The organism is Aquimarina mytili, from assembly GCF_016735115.1.
Classification (GTDB): Bacteria; Bacteroidota; Bacteroidia; order Flavobacteriales; family Flavobacteriaceae; genus Aquimarina; species Aquimarina mytili.
Map to the genome: position 1 here is coordinate 1 of NZ_JAERQJ010000008.1, position 22,022 is coordinate 22,022.

Below are 22,022 nucleotides of genomic sequence, written 5' to 3' on the forward strand. Positions count from 1 at the left end.
AATTTCTATTTGAGTTTATAACTGAACGGAAAAGGTCTGAATCGAATGTATAAGTTTAAAAACTTAGAGTGTATAGATAGTGTACCTTTTCCGTTCTTTAAAATATAAAAAATTTAAATGCAAATCTAAAGGAGTGCTTCGACCAGAGGAAGAAGTGTATCGAGAATAGGGTTTTGGATCAAAAAAGCTGTTCTCGATACATTTTGTTTTCATGAGCTCTCAACTTCGCTCGAGGTGACATGAAAACAAAACACTCGAACTGACGCTTTTTTTTACCATATTTTCAATATATACAACGGTTTAGATTTATTATATTTTTATTTCATTGTTCACTTACACATCCAATTCAACAACAATCGGGCAATGATCACTATGTTTTGCTTCCGATAAAATAACGGCTCTTTTTAATTTATCTTGCAAGGGCGTTGATACCATTCCATAATCCAAACGCCAGCCTTTATTATTGGCTCTGGCATTAGCCCTATAGCTCCACCACGAATAATTATGTGGATCTTTGTTAAAATGCCTGAACGAATCTATAAATCCGCTATTGATAAAATTGCCTATCCATTCTCGCTCTACAGGCAAAAATCCAGACACGTTTTTGTTACGCACGGGATCATGAATATCTATAGCCTCATGACAGATATTATAATCGCCCAAGATGACCAGGTTTGGATGTTGCTGTTTAAGTGAATTTATATACTCTTGAAAATCGGCCATATATTTTAATTTATGCTCTAACCGATCCATATTGGTGCCGCTGGGTAAGTATAAGCTCATTACCGATACTCCATTAAAATCAGCTCTTAGGTTACGCCCTTCAAAATCCATGTAGTCTATCCCGGTACCATATTCTACATGATCTGGAGCCGTTTTGGATAAAATTGCTACACCACTATACCCTTTTTTCTGGGCACTAAACCAATAGTTATGCGAGTACCCGGCTTCTGCAAACACATTAAGATCCAATTGGTCTTTGTTTGCTTTTATTTCCTGAAGGCATATAACATCAGGATCTGCTTGCTGTAACCATTCTATAAAACCTTTGTTTAATGCGGCTCGAATTCCGTTTACATTATAGGAGATGATTTTCATGAACTTTTGGATTTTTAATTTTTTAGTAAAAATAAGATTTACTGCAATTCTGTCGTTATGATATACAAAATAAACATATTGAATTCATCTGAACATATTTTGATAAATTTTTATGATCTTTAATGTAAACAATCACAAATCATGAAAAACATGTTTCTTAAAACCGCTTGCTTTATCCTTATATTAAGTACTCTTAATTGTACTTCTGCACAAAAAGCAGGAGCTACAGATACTTCTGAAACGAAAACAGATGCTCAAAATATCCCTGCAAAAGAAATGATAGAAAAAGGATTTAGCAAAGGCACTTTAACCGCTAGCAAATCTGAAGGTTGTCCTTTTATCCTTAATGTTGAGGCGTATAAAGACAATTTAGATCCTATTAATTTAAATGATTTTTTTAACCCCGATGAAGTTCCTGATCAGGTATGGGTAAAATATGCAAATCTTAGAATGCCGAGTAGATGTAATGATGCCCGACCAGTATCTCTTTTAGAAATTCGTACACGTAAGGAATAAGCTATTGCACTATAAACTTAGCAGATCTATTTTTTTCATTCTTATCGCCTAAACGCACAAAATAAATCCCAGTACTGGCATAAGACATGTCTAATTCGTATACAAATCTTCCATTAGCGTTTTTTTCTACGAAATTAGAAACGATAATTTGGCCTGTTATTGTAAAAACATTCAGCTTCAAGCGTTCTTCTGCACCAGGGTCGCTCATCGTAATCAAAAACTGCCTGTTTGGACGATTAACCACGATCAAATCTAATATTGGAGGTTGATTATCCCCAATATTTACGGTATAATCGTGAGTAGTACCAAATTGCATAGATAAACAAGGATCATTAAGATCTTCTTGGGTATTTTCTTGGGTATCGCCCGCTCGTACCCTAAGAAGATGAGTTCCGGTAGTGGCATTGCTTCCTAGTGAAAAAACAAAACTCTGATCTTTATTTGCTTCTCTAATGACTTCATTACTCAATAATCGTTCAGTATCTCCAAAAATTCCATCATCGTTAAAATCAATCCAGAGTGACATCTGTTCTATTGCATCTCTGGCAAACCCAGATTGAACTGTAACTCTATATAACCCAATAGGCCCATCTAGATTAATAACCAAATTTGTAAAATTTTCATAACCCGAATTACAAAGGATAGGGGTATTAGAGATATTTGTCAGTTCAAATGACGTAATACCATCACCTTGCAATCTACAATTTGAAGTTGGAAAACACGATTGATGTTCTATGTCTAGTATGATACGATCATTTTCGGCATTTTCATCGCTAGTTAATGCTGTTCCTATCTCGAAGGTATATGTTTTAAATTCTAATAGATTTGCCGTGGTATTAAATGTATACTCGGCAGATTCTCCTGGCTCAATTGTCCCCGTAAACACCTCGTTAATGGTTCCTTCATTGTCCAAGATATAAAAAACAGGAATATTAGATTGTGGTGCTATTCCAAAATTCTGAATAGTAATGGTAATCGGTTCATTAGAAGAAATTCCTGATCCGGTTACTGGAGAAACTAACCGTACTGCGCCTACATCATTTTGAAGCAAACCTGATACCTCAATGGTAGCACAATCATTTTCGGGCACGCTGTCTGAGGCGAGATTTGTTTCGGCTGTTATCACAAAGTTATTATCTAGTGTAAGATCTGCTGGAGTACTAAAAATGAAAGACATGGTTTCTCCTGCGCTAATGGGTCCCGCAAAAACTTCGTTGACAGCAGTACCTCCATTAATCGAATAACTTACCGGAATATTAGTTTGAGTCGAAGTTCCAAAGTTTTGAATCGTTACTTCAATTTCTTCGGTAGCCGTAAAAATTTTGCTTAAAGGGTTATCTATACTAACAACACCTACATCATTGGTTACATCATTGGCAATTTTAAAAACACCTACAACATCTCTGGCATTATCTCCGGTATCTTCAAAATATTCGGCAATATGCCAAAAAGTAGCATCATCAACAGGGTCGATACTAAGATGTGCATAATCTCCATATCGTTTTCCATTATTGCGTTGCACATCGGTCCCTATTATAATGGTTTCTTCAGCAATTGTCATAGTCCCTAACGGATCTGTTGCTAATCTACCTGTATATCGAATTGAAGCAAAGCTATCTGCCGTTGCTCCATCTGCAATGGTTCCCATCGTGGTGTAGCCCATGCCTATATTTCCGAAAACATCCATGGCCATACTAGCGCACCAGGCACTTTTTCCATCAGGTGAAGTATAGGTTCCTTCCTGAAATATTGTCCATGGTTCTCCGTCACCATTTTGTCGTAACTCGTACCAGCGTATCGCCGCAACATTATCGATATCCCCACCAGATCCATCTGTTCTATCATCAATATCGATAACAAAATTAAGTACAACTGTATTATAACTACAAAACCTACGGTAATTGGTGGCGTACATAACAGCCCCTTGTATCGCATCGATATCCTGGCCATCTGTGCCCGGTTGTGGTAGATTGCCAAAATCTCCACCATCAAATGTAGAATCAAAAGGAGTTACGGCTAATTCTTCGGCTTCAACAATGGTTGAATTACTCGGAGTAATCCAATCTACATTAATAGTCCATAATTTTAAGATATCCCCACCAATAGGAACACCTGCCCATCCATCATCCTGGTAATAAATAATTTTTGCATCCCCTGGAGGAGGCAATACTTTACCTGTAGCATTAAATGAAGCTGGGCTATAAAAATTATCAATTTTTGCTCCTGGCAACGGAAAACCAACCATTTTTACATCCTCTTCACCCGCCAACATTTTTTCTCGTTCAATAACATACACCACCTCGCTGGTTTCTTGCGAAAACTGATCTTTATTGGCTGTAATATAATATCCATCTGACCAGATAGAGAATTTGGTATAATCAGGAAAAGTACCTGTATTAAATCGATAGGTAAACCAACCATCATTTACTGGATCTGGTCCTTGAGATACTGCCACTAAAAATCCATTTGGAGTACTGCTAAATTCTGTAATCACAAATCTATCGGCAAAATTATCGTAAAACACTATGGGGTCTCCTTCGGTTTCGCCAGGAAAAATATTAGCTAAAGAAGTTGAAGAAACTATTGGAACACCATTTCTGTCATGTATTGCAAATGCAGAATTTTTTGCACTTAGATAGTGATTTGGTCCAATTGCTCCTGTAGGATCTGAAGGCGATTCTACTCTTGAATTTACTTCAAAAACCTGAGATGGTGCTTTACCCGCTCTTAAGTTTTGAGCACTTTTTTGTTGTACTAGTAAAGGATCTATCCCTAGAGGTAATCCTTTACCAGGAATATGTTTATTACCATCTGTTCTTCTATATTCTTTACCCCCTTCGCGAGGTTTTTCAGGAATTAATTTTTTTCCTAGTAATGAGGTTACCTCTCGCATATACGCAGCTTCAGTAATCAATGTAGCTTTATTGATTTCTTTTCTTTGAGAGAAACCAATAAAAACAGAAAATAAAAAGACAATTACTAAAACCTTATTCGGCATCATAATCAGGAATTTATAATATGCGTTACCCTATACTTTTGACTAAAATACGATTAAACTTCAAAACATGAATAACGATCAAATAGTAATTATGTAATACATGCAAAAAAGCTGCCAAAAGATTTGACAGCTTTGTATTTTATGCTCTTCATTCAAAGCGATTATTTCAACCAATATTCTGCATCGGTTTTTTCTGAAATAAGCGATTTTAATTCGGCAATAGGAACTCTTTTTTGTTCCATTGTATCTCTATCTCTAATAGTAACTGTTTGATCGTTTAACGTATCATGGTCTACAGTTATGCAAAATGGAGTACCATTAGCATCTTGTCTTCTGTAGCGTCTTCCTATAGCATCTTTTTCATCATAGATAACATTAAACTTCCATTTTAGGTCATCAACAATTTGTTGCGCAACTTCTGGCAAGCCATCTTTTTTAACTAGTGGAAGTATTGCTGCTTTTATTGGAGCTACAACTGCAGGTAATTTAAGTACAACTCGACTACTACCATCTTCTAAAACTTCTTCTTGTAATGCTGAAGAAAAAACAGCAAGGAACATTCTGTCTAATCCTACAGAAGTTTCTACTACATATGGTACATAACTTTCTTTTAATTCTGGGTCAAAGAATTGTAATTTTTTACCTGAATATTCTTCATGAGCTTTCAAATCAAAATCGGTTCTAGAGTGAATCCCTTCCAGTTCTTTAAATCCAAATGGGAAATCAAACTCTATATCTGCTGCAGCGTTGGCATAATGTGCCAATTTATCGTGATCATGAAAACGATACTTTTCTTTCCCTAATCCTAGAGATAAGTGCCAGTTTAATCGGGTTTCTTTCCAATAGTCGTACCACTTCATTTCTTCTCCAGGGCGAACAAAAAATTGCATTTCCATTTGCTCAAATTCGCGCATTCTAAAAATAAATTGACGAGCTACAATTTCATTTCTAAATGCTTTTCCGGTTTGTGCAATCCCAAAAGGAATCTTCATACGTCCGGTTTTCTGCACATTAAGGAAGTTTACAAAAATCCCCTGAGCGGTTTCTGGTCGTAAATAAAGATCCATAGCCGAGTCTGCAGAAGCTCCTAATTTTGTTCCAAACATAAGATTAAACTGACGCACATCGGTCCAGTTTTTAGACCCTGTTTCTGGGCAACCTATTCCTAGATCTTCTATTAATTGTTTAAAACCTGCAAGATCATTTTCTTCTTGAACTCTAGTGAGTTCTACAGTAATTCTGTCAATTTCTTTTTGACGTCGAACAACATTAGCATTGGTACTTCTAAACTCATCTTCATTAAAAGCATCGCCAAAACGTTTTTTAGCTTTGGTAATATCCTTTTCAATTTTCTGATTGATTTTTTCTCTGAAATCCTCTACTAAAACATCGGCTCTATATCTTTTTTTAGAATCTTTATTATCAATAAGAGGATCATTAAATGCATCAACATGCCCTGAGGCTTTCCAAGTGGTGGGATGCATAAATATTGCTGAGTCTAGCCCTACAATATTTTGATGCATGTTTACCATGCTTTTCCACCAATACTCTCGTATATTCTTTTTAAGTTCTACTCCATTTTGACCATAATCATATACCGCACTTAGTCCGTCATAAATTTCACTAGAACCAAAAATGTACCCATACTCTTTGGCATGGGCTATAACCTTTTTAAATTTATCTTCTTGCTTTGCCATTATATTTATTCTCTTTTTTAAAAATACTATGTCACTTTATCCTTGAGACACCTATTTTTAAAATTGGTCCCGCAAAAATAGTTGAATTTAAATGAATTGGAAATGAATTTGGTCAATTAATAGTTAGAGTAGGTAATTTCTGATAAAAGCATAAAAAAACCGTCATATTAATTAAAACATGACGGTTCAATTTTATATAAAAAGAATTATTTCAATTCAAACTGTGTATTAGAAATCATTCTTGGTCCAGAGAAAAGGTTTACTACATAGTTTCCTTTAACTAATTCTCCTTCAGCTGCATCTACAAGAACACATACATCTAAAGCTTCATTTTCATAAAATACTTTGTTACGACCACTATACGTAAGTACAGCATCATCAAAGTTTACAGAAACTTTATCACCGATAAGGTTATTTTCTGGATTAATTACCTGTACAAAAAGTTCTTTATCTCCTTTTTCAGTAAGCTTGTTTGGCGAAAGCGTAAAACATACTCTTACTTTTTCTGCCTTACTAGCTTTTGAAGATGTTGAAATTTTACCGCTATTACGCACACGTACACCTTCTGCTTTTATATTTGCTGCAGTAAGTGCAGATCCTCTTTCAACGATTTCAGCAAGTTGTGCATTTTGTGTTTGTAAAGAGTCAGATAAGATAATTCTCTGATTTAATGCCACAGAAGTACTATCTAGATCTGTTGCTAATTGAGCATTTGCAGTCGTTAAACTATCGGCAAGTTTAAATAATCTTTCGCGCTCTCTTTTTAGTTTTCCTACTTCTCTTCTGTAGCGAGAAATTAAAGCCAAATTAGCATCGTTGTCTTTTACACTATCTAATAACACAACAATACGCTCTTTTGCCTTAAGTAAATGGTCATCCATTACTTCGTTAAGCGCGATAGCATTGTCATATTTTGTGATCAATTCTCCTAATTCGCTTTCAATAAGATCTTTTTCTTGTTGCAAAATTGCTTTATTTTGCTTCTCTTCGTTGTAAAACTTATACGTAAATATCCCTAAGATAAGCAACAGTGCTCCTAGAACACCGATAAGGATTTTAAGGGTTAAGTTATTGTTTTGAGCTGTCATAATATTTAATTTCTAATTTTTGATGGTTATTTTCAATCGCTAAATATAATAATTAATGTTAATCTGCCTAATAAAATGCTAAGAGACTTAGCCTACTTATTTTATCCTACATACTGTGCTGCCTGCGACAGTCCATTACATAAGAACGAAAGGTTGCTATGTACTTCTTGTCGACATGAGCTCCCTTTGGGCAATTTTCATAACGTAAACGCAAAAAAAATTGAAAAAGTATTTTATGGTCGTATCAAAATTGAAAATGCTGCATCTTTACTTGTATTTGAGAAAAATGGAAGGGTACAAAACTTAATTCATAACCTAAAGTATAGAGGGCGAGAAGAAATAGGAGAAGAATTGGGCAAATGGTTAGGGGAAAAACTAACTCAAATGCCTAATTATCAATATGTTGATATTATTATCCCTGTACCTCTACATAAAAAAAGACTTCGAGAAAGAGGGTATAATCAAGTAGAAAAGTTTGGAATTGAAATCTCCCGAAAACTAAATGCGACTTATATAGATTCTGTACTAAAAAAAATTTCATACTCTCAAAAACAATCTAAACGAGGAAAAGGAAGTAGATGGGACAATACTTTTGAAACATTTGGTATACAAAGCGAGTCTTTGCTCATAAACAAACATATTTTGTTAGTTGATGATATTGTGACCACCGGAGCTACTATAGAGGCTTGTGTACAAGTATTAGAATCTATCCCGGGCATTAAAATTAGTATTGCTACTATGGCAATAACAGAATAGGTTAGAATTCTTACTTTTGATCGCAATAATATAACATCAATTAACAGTAGTTATTAAAATCAAGAATCTTATTCCGTTTTTTTGTTTTTTAATATAGTTGTTTCTTTGTGGTTTAAATTGGCTAAAGAGATATGAGCAAAAAATTAAATATGGTATTGGTTACTTTGATGCTACTGGTTCTTGTAATTAGTTGTGCAAAAAAAGGAACAATAAACGGAGGGCCAAAGGATGAGACTCCGCCAGTGTTTATTAAAGCTACGCCACCAGATTTCTCTACAAATTTCAATAGTGATGAGATTCGAATTTATTTTGATGAATATATCACATTAAAAGATCCACAAAAACAAATTATCATATCACCTCCAATGGATCCCAAGCCCACTATTACTCCACTTGGAGGGGCCAATAAATTTATAAAGATTAAATTTTTAGATACCTTACTAGAAAACACTACATACAGTATCAATTTTGGCGAAAGTGTTGTCGACAACAATGAAGGAAATCCTAATCCTTTTTTTAGATATGTATTCTCTACAGGTGATTTTCTTGATTCATTGAGTATCAAAGGAAACATAACCGATGCCCTTCAAAAAAAGACAGATCCTAATATAACTGTCGCTTTATATGAAATTGACGAAGAGTATTCTGACTCTCTAATTTATACCAAGGTACCGCGCTATGTTACTAACACTTTAGATTCTACATCTTTTAATTTCTATAATTTAAAAGAAGGAAAATTTAAACTTATAGCATTACAAGATGCGTCTAACAATTATACATACGAACCTAAACTCGATAAGATTGGGTTTTATGAAGAAATTGTGAATTTACCTGAAGATACTGCCAAAGTTTTTAATATTACTTTGTTTAAAGAAATTCTTGATTTTAAGGCTATAAAGCCAAAACAAGTCTCAAAAAACGAATTTATTTTTCCGTTTGAAGGAAATGCAGACAGTATGAAAATCAAGTTGCTTAGCCAGGCACCAGATAATTTTGAAACCAGAACAATTCCTGATAAAGAAAAAGATACGCTTCACTATTGGTTCAGACCCTTTTTCGAAGCTGATTCATTAATTTTTGAGGTCACTAATTCAAAATATCAAGATACTTTGATTACCAGATTTAAAGATCAGTACAAAGATTCGCTAAAACTCTCTTCGGTATATGGATCGTCCCTACCTCTTAATAAAAATGTTCTTATTTCGGCAAGTACTCCATTAGACAGTATTAATGAACAGCAAATTACACTCACCGATAAAGATACTATAGCTGTCCCGTTTTCAATTGCTGTGGATACATATAAAAACGAGGCGAAGGTTGTCTTTGAAAAAGCAGAACAAAATATTTATTCTTTAACATTTTTACCCGAAGCGATCAAGGATTTTGTAGGCAATGTTAACGATACAGTATCCTTTAATTTTAGAACTAAGAAATTGGCAGATTATGGAACCATTTTTCTTACATTGGAAAATGTTGAGTCTTATCCCGTATTGGTTCAAATAACTAATGAAAAAGAAGAGGTAATTTTAGAACAAGTTTCTACAAAACAAGAAACATTAACTTTTGACTATCTTGATCCTGCAAAGTACCTAATTAGAGTAATCTTTGATACAAACAACAATGCCAAATGGGATACTGGTAATTTCTTACAGGGAATTCAACCAGAAGTTGTTCGTTATTTCCCCGAAGCCATTGATGTAAGAGCTAATTGGGAGATAAAACAAACCTTTATACTAGAGTAATTTAAACTGATCTGCATCCTGCAAAAACGGAAGTTTTTTTCGTATTTCTAAAATATGAGACTTCTCTAAAGTGATATATTGAACGGTTTCCGTTTCTATAGGATTTTCCTTTAGAACAGAGTTGCCCAATACATCATATACTGCAGAATGACCATTGTATTCATATCCTTTTCCGTCAACGCCAACTCGGTTTACACCAATGCAATAAGACATGTTTTCAATTGCCCTAGCTTTTAGTAAAACATCCCAAGCATTTATTCTAGGTTTTGGCCAACTGGCAACATACAACAAAACATCATACGCTGAAGTATTTCTCGCCCATACTGGAAACCGGAGATCATAACAAACCTGCAGTTTGATTTTCCAGTCTTTATAGTCGACTATAACTTCATCCTGACCTGCTGTAAACACCTCTTGTTCTTTTGCCAACGTAAACAATTGATGCTTATCATACTTCTTATATGTCCCGTTAGGAAACATAAAAATTAAACGATTATAATATGAGTTATCTTCTTTAATGATAAGGCTTCCTGCTATAGCACAATTCTTATCATTAGACATTTGCGTTAACCATTGCAAAGTCTCTCCTTCCATAGTTTCGGCAACCTCAACAGCATTCATAGTGAATCCCGTATTGAACATCTCGGGTAAAACAATAAGGTCAACTTTGTGAGAAATTGAATTAATTTTTTGTGTAAAAGCCTCTCGGTTTTTAAGAGCGTTTTCCCAAACCAAATCAGCTTGAATAAGTGCTATGTTCAAAGTCGAATTCATAGGTTAAAAATAGTAAAACTAATTGTAGATAAATTAGGTAACCTTTATACAGGGTATTTTTCCATGATTACATTTAAGTCTTTTTCATCTTCCATATATATTGGTAGATGAAACTCATCTAGTTTTTTTAGAGTCTTTAATAATGCTATCTGTTCACTTTGGGTTAAACTTCCACTTACCATTTTTGCTGCTTTATGCGCTTCTGAATATGCTTTTATAACATTTTGTTCTCCAATTTTGGTTACTCGCAATAATTTACCTCTTTTGTCATCGGGATTAGGAAACTGTTCGATAATCTTATTTTTAAGTAAACGCTTAATCACTTCCATACCAGAAGACTTATCATACGCCATTTTCCTGATCAAATCCGTTTTTCCTATAGATCCCGATCGATGAAGTATTGCTGTAAAGGCAAAATCCATATCGGTGGCAAATGGTAAATCAACCAAAGCAGATTTGATATATGAATTAGAATACCTACTCATTCTACCAATATATGCAGCTATTTCTGCTTCAATACTATGACCAGTTATCTCATACTCCTCTGTAGAAACGGTTTCATCCAACCGCTTAGACAACCAATTTGCAAATGATTTCATCTGTATATCTTGATCTTTTCTATCTTTTACAAACTCTCCTGTGAGGTCGATTAACTGCTTTATTAACTTGTAAATCTTCATCAAAACTATTATTTAACACTAAATTATAATAATATGCTATTATAAAATACTTTTTTGTTTAATATTTGCACAAAAAAATTAAACAATTTATTTAAGAATGCTCTTAAACTATTAAAAACCTATGATTATGAATACCAAAAATACTGTTTTAGTACTTTCTTTACTATTAGTTTCAAATCTGTATGCACAAGTATATGGTGAATTGTCTGGAAATGTAACAGATCAAACTGGTCAGCCTATTTTAGGAGCTTCAGTTTTTCTTGAAGGTACAGAAAAAGGTGCACAAACTGATTTTGATGGAAACTATCGCATTGAGAATATAACTCCAGGATCCTATAATCTAATTGTTAGTTATGTCGGTTTCGAAACACAAACAAAATTTAATGTTATTGTACGATCAAAAGGAACATTACCGAGTAATTTTATACTTAATGAATCTACTGAAGCACTGGATGAAGTGGTAATCAGTAATGCAAATAAAATAAGTAGACCTAAAGAAACTCCATTATCCACACAATCCTTATCGGCCGTAGAAATTGCTACATATCCAGGAAGCAACAATGATGTGGTACAAGTTGCACAAACGCTTCCGGGAGTGTCTCCATCCATTGGAGGTTTCCGTAACGATTTGATTATTCGCGGTGGGGCTCCAAATGAAACTGTTTATTATCTGGATGGGATGGAAGTGCCCAATATTAATCACTTCAGTACACAAGGTAGTGCAGGAGGACCGGTAGGACTTATTAACGTATCTTTTATTGATAATGTTACCTTATCCACTTCTGCCTTTGGAGCTCAATATGACAATCCTCTTTCAGGAGTATTACAGTTTAGTCAACGCACAGGAAACAACCGAAACTTTAGTGGTAACTTTCGTGTTAGCGCCAGTGAAGCAGCACTTACTCTAGAAGGGCCGCTCGGAAAAGGTAAAGCCGAAGAGGCAAAAACCACTTTTCTGGTATCGGCAAGGCGCAGTTATCTTCAATTTTTATTTGAAGTTATTGGTCTTCCCTTTAGACCTAATTATTGGGATTATCAATACAAAATAAACCATAAAATTGATGCATATAATGATATTAACTTCATTGGCCTAGGGTCTATCGATGATTTTTCGGTAGAAGCACCAGAGGATTTTGATGCAGAGCAGCAAGCACAATTAGAACAAGCTCCTTTCATAAACCAACGTACCAATGCAATTGGACTATCATGGAAACGACGCTTCAAAGATGGATCCGGCTTTATGGAAACAACAGTGAGTAATAACACTTTAGTTAATGAGTTTACACGATATGAAGATCCCGAAAATGAAACGGGAGTCATTTTTAGAAATGATGCAACTGAGTCTGAAACTAAACTCCGATATCAACTAACAAAATTCTTTGGTGATTGGAAGCTTACTACGGGTTTTAACACTCAATATTCCGATTATAGCAACGAAACACTAAACCTAACCGATAATAATATTTTTAATACCGAAATTGATTTTGTAAAATACGGTTTGTTTGCAAATATGACTAAATCATTTTTTAATGATAAACTAGACCTGTCCTTTGGCTTTAGAGTTGATGATGACACTTTCACAGAAGAAGACAATTTATTATCTACATTTTCTCCGCGATTCTCTCTCTCTTATGAGTTTAAAGAAAACTGGAGATTAAATGGTTCTTTAGGAAGATATTACAAATTACCACCCTATACTATTTTAGGATTTAGGGATAACAATAATGTTCTGGTAAACCAAGATGTAGATTACACCGTGAGTGATCATTATGTACTCGGCTTACAACATTATTTTGGTCCGTCATCAAATATCTCTTTAGAAGGGTTTTATAAGCGATACGAGGATTATCCAGTTTCAGTTCTAGATGGTGTATCCCTTGCCAATAAAGGCGCGGATTTTGAGATCTTAGGAAGTGAAGATGTAGCGACTGTTGGTAGAGGGCGAAGCTATGGAGCAGAACTTCAATTTCAACAAAAGCTTTCAAATAGCTTCTATGGCATATTTGCTTATACTTGGTTTTATAGTGAATTTACTAGTTTTGATAGAGATACATATCTCCCTTCGGTATGGGATAGCCGCCATCTTGTTTCATTTACAGGAGGATATAAATTAAATCGAAATTGGGAAATAAGTGCCCGATATCGTTTTGCAGGAGAAACGCCTTTTGTACCAACAGATTTAGACGGCACGCTTGCCAATTACCCCGAGGTTATTTTGGATTATAATCGTTTAGGTGAAGAAAAACTAGATATCTTTAGTCAACTTGATTTGCGAATAGACAAGAAATGGAATTTCAAAAACCTATCTCTGGACATTTTTGTCGAAGTTCAGAATATCTTAGGGCAAGAAATACCCCAACCTACGGAGTATGGTTTGAATAGAGATACCAACGGAACCATTCTTCAACCTCGAAGTTTAGCGGTGATCGAAACAGAATCTGGACAAATAATACCTAGTATCGGAATCGTAGTTGATTTTTAAAAGGGTACATAAATAGTTCAATGTATTCAAAGTCTTCTAGAATATTTCTGGTTGATTTTGGATACATTTTTGACACTTTTTTACGAAAAAATCAAAGACTTTGTTAAAAAACCCGATTCAACACACATTTATTTTATATCACACTTCAATTTGGCTTCTCTTTTTCTAGAAAATCCTTATTTTCGCAGACTTAATAGAAAGAACGATCAAATGAGCACGAAGTTTCCTGAATATAAAGGACTTGACTTACCCAAAGTAGCCGACGAAATACTAGAGTATTGGCAACAAAATAACATTTTTGAAAAGAGTGTTAGTGAGCGTGATGGGGCAACGCCATATGTATTTTTTGAAGGACCTCCTTCAGCAAATGGACTACCTGGGATTCACCATGTAATGGCTCGTGCAATCAAGGATATTTTTTGTCGTTATAAAACCCAAAAAGGATACCAGGTAAAACGTAAAGCAGGATGGGATACGCATGGCCTGCCCGTAGAACTTGGAGTTGAAAAAGAATTAGGAATTACCAAAGAAGATATCGGTAAAAAAATTACCATTGAAGAATATAACGAAGCTTGTAAAAAAGCAGTGATGCGTTATACCGATATCTGGAATGATCTTACACAAAAAATAGGATACTGGGTAGATATGGAAGATCCATATATTACCTACAAATCCAAATATATGGAAAGTGTATGGTGGCTACTATCACAAATCTATAAAAAAGGATTGCTGTATAAAGGATATACTATCCAACCATATTCTCCAAAAGCAGGTACAGGACTAAGTTCTCACGAACTTAATCAACCCGGAACATATCAGGATGTAACCGATACTACTGTTGTGGCCCAATTTAAAGCCAAAGAAGAAACACTACCATCATTCTTGCAAGATGTGAAGGGTGATATCTATTTTCTTGCCTGGACGACAACACCTTGGACACTGCCTTCAAATACAGCATTAACTGTGGGCCCAAAGATTGACTATGTTCTCGTTAAAACATTTAATCAATACACTTTTGAGCCTATACATGTTATTCTTGCCAAAAACTTAGTTGGAAAGCAATTTTCCGGTAAGTTTATGCAGGTAGAAACAGAAGAAGAAATAAGCGCATTCAAAGAAGGAGACAAAAAAATTCCATTTTACATCGTTAAAGAATGTAAAGGAGCAGATCTCGTAGACATTCGCTATGAGCAATTATTGGATTTTGTTCAGCCCTATCACAATCCGGAAAATGCTTTTAGAGTTATTGCTGGGGATTTTGTAACCACCGAAGATGGTACTGGGATTGTACATACCGCACCTACCTTTGGTGCGGATGATGCTATGGTAGCCAAACAGGCTAAACCAGAAGTACCTGCAATGTTAGTTAAGGATGAAAATGACAATTTAGTCCCTCTGGTTGATTTACAAGGTAGATTTACAAAACATGTAGGAGAGTTTGCCGGCAAATATGTTAAGAATGAATACTATGATGATGGCACTGCTCCAGAAAAATCTGTCGATGTAGAAATTGCTATTAAACTAAAGATAGAAAATAAAGCCTTTAAGGTAGAAAAATATGTACACAGCTATCCTAACTGCTGGCGTACAGACAAACCAGTATTGTATTACCCATTAGATTCATGGTTTATTAAAGTAACGGATTTTAAAGATCGTATGCACGAACTTAATCTGGGTATTAACTGGAAACCAAAAGCAACTGGTGAGGGACGTTTTGGTAATTGGTTAGCAAATGCCAATGACTGGAATTTATCTCGATCTCGTTTTTGGGGCATCCCATTACCTATCTGGAGAACTGATGACGGTAAAGAAGAGCTTATTATTGGTTCTGTTGAAGAATTAAAAGCCGAAATGCAAAAGGCATTGGAGGCAAAAGTGCTTGAAGCAGATATTTTTGCTGATTTTGTTGTTGGTGATATGAGCGAGGAGAACTATGATAAGATCGACCTTCATAAAAATGTGGTCGACAAAATTATTTTAGTTTCTCCAACAGGAAAACCTATGAAACGTGAGAGTGATCTTATCGATGTATGGTTTGACTCTGGATCCATGCCATATGCACAATGGCACTATCCTTTCGAAAATAAAGAAAAAGTTGAATCTGGTGATCGCAAAGCAGATTTTATTGCAGAAGGAGTAGATCAAACACGAGGGTGGTTCTATACACTACACGCTATTGCTACCATGATTTTTGATGATGTGGCCTATAAAAATGTCGTGTCTAATGGCCTTGTATTAGATAAAAACGGACAAAAAATGTCCAAAAGATTAGGTAATGCAGTAGATCCATTTGAAACCTTAAAAGCCTATGGTCCTGATGCCACTAGATGGTATATGATCAGCAATGCGAATCCTTGGGATAATCTAAAGTTTGATTCTGAAGGAATTGCAGAAGTACGTCGTAAATTTTTTGGCACATTATACAATACATATTCATTCTTTACGCTTTATGCAAATATTGACAACTTCACTTATGCTGAAGCTGACATCAATTTAGCTGAACGCCCTGAGATAGATCGTTGGATTCTAAGTGAGCTACATACGTTAATCAAAAATGTAGACGAATATTATAATGATTACGAACCAACAAAGGCTACCAGAGCTATTTCAGATTTCGTACAAGAAAACCTAAGTAACTGGTTTGTACGTTTAAGTAGAAGAAGATTCTGGAAAGGTGATTATGAGCAAGACAAAATATCTGCATATCAGACGTTATATACTTGTATGCTAACCGTTGCAAAATTAGGCGCAGCTGTAGCACCATTCTTTATGGATCGATTGTATAAAGATTTGATAACCGGCACCAAAAAAGAAACGTTTGAAAGTGTACATCTTGCGCATTTTCCAGAATATAACGAAGCTTTTGTGGATAAGGTATTAGAGCACAAGATGCAAAAAGCGCAAACCATCTCTTCTTTAGTCCTTTCTTTACGTCAAAAAGAAAAGATTAAAGTTAGACAACCGCTACAGCGAATAATGATTCCTGTGCTTAATGATGCAGATAAAAATGAGATAAATGACATTGCCGAACTAGTAAAAAGTGAAGTAAATGTGAAAGAAATAGAGCTTATAGATGATGCTTCGGGTATCTTAGTAAAACAAATTAAGCCTAATTTTAAAGCATTAGGCCCTCGTTTTGGAAAAGATATGAAGTTGATTGCCAATAAGATACAAGAATTCGATCAAAAAACTATTAAAATTCTTGAACAAACAGGGCGTTTTGATGTAGAAATTAATGATAAAATTATTACATTAGAAACCGAAGATGTAGAGATCAGCTCTCAAGATATTGAGGGGTGGTTAGTTGCGAATTCAGGTTCATTAACGGTAGCATTAGATGTTACTATAACTCCAGAGCTAAAAAAAGAGGGAATAGCCAGAGAACTTGTAAATAGAATCCAAAATATTCGTAAGGATAGCGGATTTGAAGTGACTGATAAAATAGAAATCGTTTTTCAGAAAAATGAAACCGTTCAAGAAGCTGTTGCAACTAACGAAACCTACATCAAAAACGAAACCTTAACCGAGACAATTGAATTTGCAAAAGACATAATAAACGGCACAGAAATTGCGTTTGATGACATTGCAACCCAATTGATAATAAAAAAACATTAAGATATGGCAGAAGATGTAAAAGTAAGGTACAGTGACGCCGATTTGGCGAAGTTTAAGGAAATTATCCTTGAAAAAGTGGAAAAAGCAAATAAAGATTTGGAATTGCTACAAAGTGCTTACAAAAATGACGGAAACAATGGTACAGATGATACTTCACCAACGTTTAAGGCCTTTGAAGAAGGAAGCGAAACTATGTCTAAAGAAGCTAATACACAACTTGCAATACGACAAGAGAAATTTGTACGCGATTTAAAAAATGCGCTATTACGCATTGAAAACAAAACCTATGGTATTTGCCGCGTAACCGGAAAATTAATTAACCCCGAAAGATTAAAATTAGTTCCTCATGCTACACTAAGCATTGAAGCTAAGAATATGCAGAGCTAAGAGTTAACAATCGTCTATAATTTATTTAAGACCCTACGAGTTTATAACTTGTAGGGTTTTTTTGGAAAAAGACATTGTATTACTCATCATAAAATTCTACAAGCTAACTGTATGAGTGTATATAAACCAAAATAAAATACTATTTTTGTCCGTCGTTGCTTTCAAGACCAATGCAAACCAATATTTATGTCCTTAAAAAAATCCATTTTAGTTATAATTTTAGTTTTGTTGATTGACCAAATCACTAAAGTTTATATTAAAACTCATTTCACATTACATGAAGAATTACCTGTTTTTAGTTGGTTTAGAATTGTATTTGTAGAAAACAAAGGAATGGCATGGGGTTTTGAACTTCCGGGCAGCTATGGAAAATTAGTTCTTACTCTTTTTAGGTTGGTAGCTATTACCGGAATTGGATATTGGCTATATGATTCTGTACGCAAGAATAGTCCTAAAATACTTACATTTTGCATTGCGTTAATCTTTGCAGGAGCTTTTGGAAACATTATAGATTCTATATTGTATGGAGTTCTTTTTGATGCCAGTACAAATATCAACGTTGCAAGTTTCTTACCTGAAAATGGAGGCTATGAAAGCCTGTTTTATGGCAAAGTGGTTGATATGATTCAATTTACATTCTATGATGATATTCTACCAGAGTGGATACCAATTTGGGGAGGTAGTCATTTTTCATTTTTTGATCCCGTATTTAATATTGCTGATTCTGCGATAAGTGTTGGTGTATTCTTGCTAATCATTTTTAACAAGAAAGCTTTTCCAAAAGGCAATCTAACCTAATACTCTTACAAAATCGTCTAACTTTATAGGCTTAGCGAGATAATCAGAAACAACATCAATAGATTTAGCTCGGTCAATATCTCTTGTATCTATAGAAGAGCTTACCACATAAAGATCTATAACATCGCTTATATCATTACGGATTTTTGAAAATTCTTTTAGAAATTCCCAACCATCCATTATAGGCATATTTATATCCAGAAAAATAACTTGAGGTACTTCTACTTCCAAATCTGTGCGAATGGATTCATGAAAAAAATCCAAAGCTTCTTTTCCATTATTAAAGACAAGTACCGATTGAGATAATCTCTTTAATTGAATAATTTTACTAACTAAATTTATATAAATACTATCATCATCGATGATGCAAACACTTTCTATATTTTGGGACATTATTTTGGGGGTAAAAAATTATATGTACCTAATATAGAACAAAGTATCCTTGAAAACAAAAAATGTTAATTAAATCTTAAAACGATGTGTTTCTCGCGGAGTAACACAAAGGTCTAAACGTATATCTGTTGGTAAAACTTCTTTTATTTGGGTTTCAGCAGGAAAAAGAGAAAGTCCTATTTTTATAGTTTCTGGGTCACATTTACTTAAAAATTTGTCATAAAACCCTTTTCCATAACCGATACGGTTTCCTTGCAAATCAAATGCTAAAAGTGGGACAAAAACCACTTCTATTTTGTCTTCGGGAATAGAAATCCCTTCGGTAGGCTCTGGAATACCCCATGAGTTTATTTTTAATTTTGTAGTATCTGTTAGTAAGATATGTTCTAAGGTATTGTTTTCAAAATTACTCTTAGGTATAATTACATTCTTATCTTTTCCTTGTAGTATTTGCAGAATATACTCGGTATTGATTTCTTTTTGTTTTTCTATTGGTAAAAAGATGTGATAGTATGATTTTTCCCAGATCGGTAATTGAAGTGATTGATTAGCAATATCTATACTTGAGTTATCCAGTTCTTCAGCACTTATCTGTGTTCTTAATTTTTTATATTTTTCGCGCAGTTCTTTCTTATTCATTTACTAGTTCTTTAGTAATCCTAAAAATAGCATCTCCTTTATATACTATTGGAGATTCATTAGCATTAATAATATATCCCTCATTGTGAGCTTTAACCACATGTCTCATTTTACCGTATGGATCAGTAATTGTTGCCAGAATTTCATCTTTTTGGACATGTTTTCCTACTGGTATTTTAATATGAAGTAACCCACTATATTTTGCGCGCAACCATACACTTTTGTTAATCAAAATACTATGAGAATCAGCTATAGGCACAGTAAAATCTGTATGCAGCATTTCTAAATGATGAAGTATTCTCATTGTACCTTGCACGCCTTCTCTTGCAATTTCTTTACTACTATTTTGAGATTTCCCTCCTTCAAATAATAAAATATCTTTGGCTTTTTTAGCACAAGTAGCACGATATGATCCTTCAAGGTTTTTGGATAAAAGAGTAAAAGGTGCATTAAATATTTTGGCAAACGCTACGAGTTTTTCATTTTTAGGATCTACTCTAATATGAGGAGCATTAAAACGACTAGCTCCTCCGGTATGAAAATCCAAACAAAAATCAGCTACTGGAAGAATTTCATTAATGAATTGATGTGCAAATCGACTTGCTAAAGAACCATTTTTAGTCCCAGGAAAAACCCTATTCAAATCTCTTCCATCAGGAAAAAATCGATCCATATTCAGGAAACCGAATACATTAAGTACTGGGATACAAATAATACTTCCTCTCTTAGGTTTGTTGATTTTTTTTGCTATAATCTGTCTTACTACTTCTACGCCATTAATTTCATCCCCATGAATTCCTGCAGTAATAAGTACCGTTGGGCCGGGTTCTAATGACCTTTCAATTATAATAGGTATCTCTACTTTTGTAGATGTATATAATTTAGCAATATTAAAATTTATGGTAGCACTTGTTCCTGGTAAAACTTCTTTACCAAGAATATTGAGTATATTTTCTTCATTCGTTTTTGTCATAATGTCTTACAAACTTCTTTCGATATAGCGTATTATAGATTTTGCAATATCATTACCAGTAGCATTTTCTATACCTTCTAAGCCTGGAGAAGAATTAACTTCTAATATAAGTGGCCCTCTATTACTTTGCAACATATCTACTCCTGCTACTCCCATTTTTAACGCTTTTGCAGCTAGAATAGCGGCTTGTTCTTCATGTCTACTTAATCTAATCACTTTGGCAGTCCCCCCTCTATGTAAATTTGATCTAAACTCTCCTTCTTTTCCTTGTCTTTTCATAGCACCTACGACTTCACCATCTACAACTAAAACCCGTATATCTGCTCCTTTTGCTTCCTTAATATATTCTTGTACAATCACACGAGCTTGCAACCCATTAAAAGCTTCCAACACAGATTCTGCAGCAGTTTTGGTCTCTGCCAATACTACGCCCAATCCTTGAGTTCCTTCTAACAATTTAATAATTAATGGAGCTCCACCTACATGAGAAATCACCTCAGATACGTCTTTAGAATAATTCGTAAAAACGGTTTTTGGAAGTCCTAGCCCCGCCTTGGATAATATTTGTAAACTTCTTAGTTTGTCTCTGGATTGTATTAGCGCTTGCGATGTTAGTGTTGTAAACACATTCATCATTTCAAACTGTCTTACTACAGCCGTTCCATAAAAAGTTGTAGAAGCTCCAATTCGAGGTATAACAGCATCAACATGATCTAGTCTTCTACCTCTATAATAGATCTCTGGTTTTTGTCTTTCGATAACTATATCACAATTAAGGGGATCTATTACTTGTACATTATGTTTGCGCTTTACCGCAGCTTGAACCAATGCATTAGTAGAATACAAACTCGCACTACGCGACAAGATTTTTATATTCATTCTAGTTTTTGATTATAAGACTGGTTTTCTAATTGAGGGTCAACTAAAAATTTTCCACTTAAAAATTTACGACCAATTAACACAGGAAAACGCATATCTTCTCGTGGTGATAACGTTAAGGTTATAGGAAAGGTTTGGCCAAATAATGTAATTTGAGTTCGAATGGCATATCGCACTTCTACTTTGCCGGTATTACTTTTTACGGCAGAAATATCATAATTTTTGAATGTAAATCGTTTGCCATTATACTCTGGATGAGTAGCATCCAAAAAACTACATTGCAAAGTTTGATCCATTTCTCGAATATCAACACAATGGATTGATGACGTATAAGCGCCTGTATCCATCTTCGCATCGATATCCTTCAATTCTAAAAGAGGAAAATCTGCTTTATCAGTCCTGCCAATTATTTTCTTTTCTTTTTCCAAAAAATTATTGATAAATAGGACTACTAATGTAAGAAAAAACAAGATGTATTGCATTGTATACCTAGTTTTTAATCTTATA

General features: G+C 34.5%; 18 protein-coding genes. 7 read left to right on the plus strand and 11 right to left on the minus strand.

From position 1 onward, the window contains the following. Positions 1-333: 333 nt before the first annotated feature. Complete coding sequence (locus JJQ60_RS17015; protein WP_201923141.1) at positions 334-1,098, minus strand: exodeoxyribonuclease III; 765 nt, start codon at positions 1,096-1,098, stop codon at positions 334-336. A gap of 141 nt (positions 1,099-1,239) precedes the next feature. Here JJQ60_RS17015 and JJQ60_RS17020 point away from each other — a divergent pair, with 141 nt between their 5' ends. Next, positions 1,240-1,614 carry a hypothetical protein gene (locus JJQ60_RS17020; protein ID WP_201923145.1) on the plus strand — a complete coding sequence of 125 codons (375 nt, stop codon included), beginning with the start codon at positions 1,240-1,242 and terminating at the stop codon, positions 1,612-1,614. 1 nt (position 1,615) lies between these two features. Here the strand turns inward: JJQ60_RS17020 and JJQ60_RS17025 are convergent, their stop codons facing one another. The 3 genes from JJQ60_RS17025 to JJQ60_RS17035 all read right to left on the minus strand — a co-directional run bounded on the left by JJQ60_RS17025 (position 1,616) and on the right by JJQ60_RS17035 (position 7,397). Continuing rightward, complete coding sequence (locus JJQ60_RS17025) at positions 1,616-4,615, minus strand: T9SS type A sorting domain-containing protein (RefSeq protein WP_201923148.1); 3,000 nt, start codon at positions 4,613-4,615, stop codon at positions 1,616-1,618. A 158-nt stretch (positions 4,616-4,773) separates the two neighbouring features. Continuing rightward, a complete protein-coding gene (locus JJQ60_RS17030) occupies positions 4,774-6,309 on the minus strand; it encodes a glycine--tRNA ligase (RefSeq protein ID WP_201923151.1) in 1,536 nt (511 codons plus the stop codon). 206 nt (positions 6,310-6,515) lie between these two features. Further along, entirely contained in the window at positions 6,516-7,397 is an 882-nt protein-coding gene (locus tag JJQ60_RS17035; RefSeq protein WP_201923154.1) for a hypothetical protein, read from the minus strand. A gap of 75 nt (positions 7,398-7,472) precedes the next feature. On the opposite strand from JJQ60_RS17035, the gene JJQ60_RS17040 reads away from it, so the two are divergent. After that, a complete protein-coding gene (locus tag JJQ60_RS17040; protein ID WP_201923157.1) occupies positions 7,473-8,153 on the plus strand; it encodes a ComF family protein in 681 nt (226 codons plus the stop codon). A 131-nt stretch (positions 8,154-8,284) separates the two neighbouring features. Continuing rightward, the gene (locus tag JJQ60_RS17045) at positions 8,285-9,895 is read left to right on the plus strand and encodes an Ig-like domain-containing protein (protein ID WP_201923161.1); all 1,611 of its coding nucleotides are present in this window, start codon (positions 8,285-8,287) and stop codon (positions 9,893-9,895) included. On the opposite strand, the gene JJQ60_RS17050 is transcribed toward JJQ60_RS17045, so the two are convergent. Both JJQ60_RS17050 and JJQ60_RS17055 read right to left on the minus strand, forming a co-directional pair. After that, complete coding sequence (locus JJQ60_RS17050; RefSeq protein WP_201923164.1) at positions 9,887-10,669, minus strand: nitrilase family protein; 783 nt, start codon at positions 10,667-10,669, stop codon at positions 9,887-9,889. The two genes, JJQ60_RS17045 and JJQ60_RS17050, sit on opposite strands and share 9 nt — an antisense overlap. A 44-nt stretch (positions 10,670-10,713) precedes the next feature. Further along, complete coding sequence (locus JJQ60_RS17055) at positions 10,714-11,349, minus strand: MarR family winged helix-turn-helix transcriptional regulator (protein ID WP_201923167.1); 636 nt, start codon at positions 11,347-11,349, stop codon at positions 10,714-10,716. Positions 11,350-11,476: 127 nt separating this feature from the next. On the opposite strand from JJQ60_RS17055, the gene JJQ60_RS17060 reads away from it, so the two are divergent. The 4 genes from JJQ60_RS17060 to JJQ60_RS17075 all read left to right on the plus strand — a co-directional run bounded on the left by JJQ60_RS17060 (position 11,477) and on the right by JJQ60_RS17075 (position 18,631). Next, positions 11,477-13,831, plus strand: coding sequence for a TonB-dependent receptor (locus tag JJQ60_RS17060; protein ID WP_201923170.1), 2,355 nt, complete (start codon positions 11,477-11,479; stop codon positions 13,829-13,831). A 210-nt stretch (positions 13,832-14,041) separates the two neighbouring features. Next, positions 14,042-17,446, plus strand: a complete 3,405-nt coding sequence (gene ileS / locus JJQ60_RS17065) for an isoleucine--tRNA ligase (RefSeq protein ID WP_201923174.1) — start codon at positions 14,042-14,044, stop codon at positions 17,444-17,446. 3 nt (positions 17,447-17,449) lie between these two features. Beyond that, entirely contained in the window at positions 17,450-17,833 is a 384-nt protein-coding gene (locus JJQ60_RS17070; RefSeq protein WP_201923177.1) for a TraR/DksA family transcriptional regulator, read from the plus strand. 186 nt (positions 17,834-18,019) lie between these two features. After that, positions 18,020-18,631, plus strand: coding sequence for a lipoprotein signal peptidase (locus JJQ60_RS17075; protein WP_201923180.1), 612 nt, complete (start codon positions 18,020-18,022; stop codon positions 18,629-18,631). Here JJQ60_RS17075 and JJQ60_RS17080 read toward each other — a convergent pair. The 5 genes from JJQ60_RS17080 to JJQ60_RS17100 form a co-directional block, all read right to left on the minus strand. Beyond that, positions 18,623-19,024, minus strand: coding sequence for a response regulator (locus tag JJQ60_RS17080; RefSeq protein ID WP_201923182.1), 402 nt, complete (start codon positions 19,022-19,024; stop codon positions 18,623-18,625). The two genes, JJQ60_RS17075 and JJQ60_RS17080, sit on opposite strands and share 9 nt — an antisense overlap. Before the next feature lie 69 nt (positions 19,025-19,093). After that, positions 19,094-19,663: a 5-formyltetrahydrofolate cyclo-ligase gene (locus JJQ60_RS17085; protein WP_201923184.1), complete on the minus strand. Its 570-nt coding sequence runs from the start codon at positions 19,661-19,663 to the stop codon at positions 19,094-19,096. Then, positions 19,656-20,636: a succinylglutamate desuccinylase/aspartoacylase family protein gene (locus JJQ60_RS17090; RefSeq protein ID WP_201923186.1), complete on the minus strand. Its 981-nt coding sequence runs from the start codon at positions 20,634-20,636 to the stop codon at positions 19,656-19,658. Before JJQ60_RS17090 ends, JJQ60_RS17085 begins: the two co-directional genes overlap by 8 nt. 6 nt (positions 20,637-20,642) lie before the next feature. Continuing rightward, entirely contained in the window at positions 20,643-21,515 is an 873-nt protein-coding gene (gene rimK, locus JJQ60_RS17095; protein ID WP_201923189.1) for a 30S ribosomal protein S6--L-glutamate ligase, read from the minus strand. Further along, complete coding sequence (locus JJQ60_RS17100) at positions 21,512-21,997, minus strand: ATP-dependent zinc protease family protein (protein ID WP_201923191.1); 486 nt, start codon at positions 21,995-21,997, stop codon at positions 21,512-21,514. The genes rimK and JJQ60_RS17100 overlap by 4 nt, the downstream gene beginning before the upstream one ends. Positions 21,998-22,022: the final 25 nt, after the last annotated feature.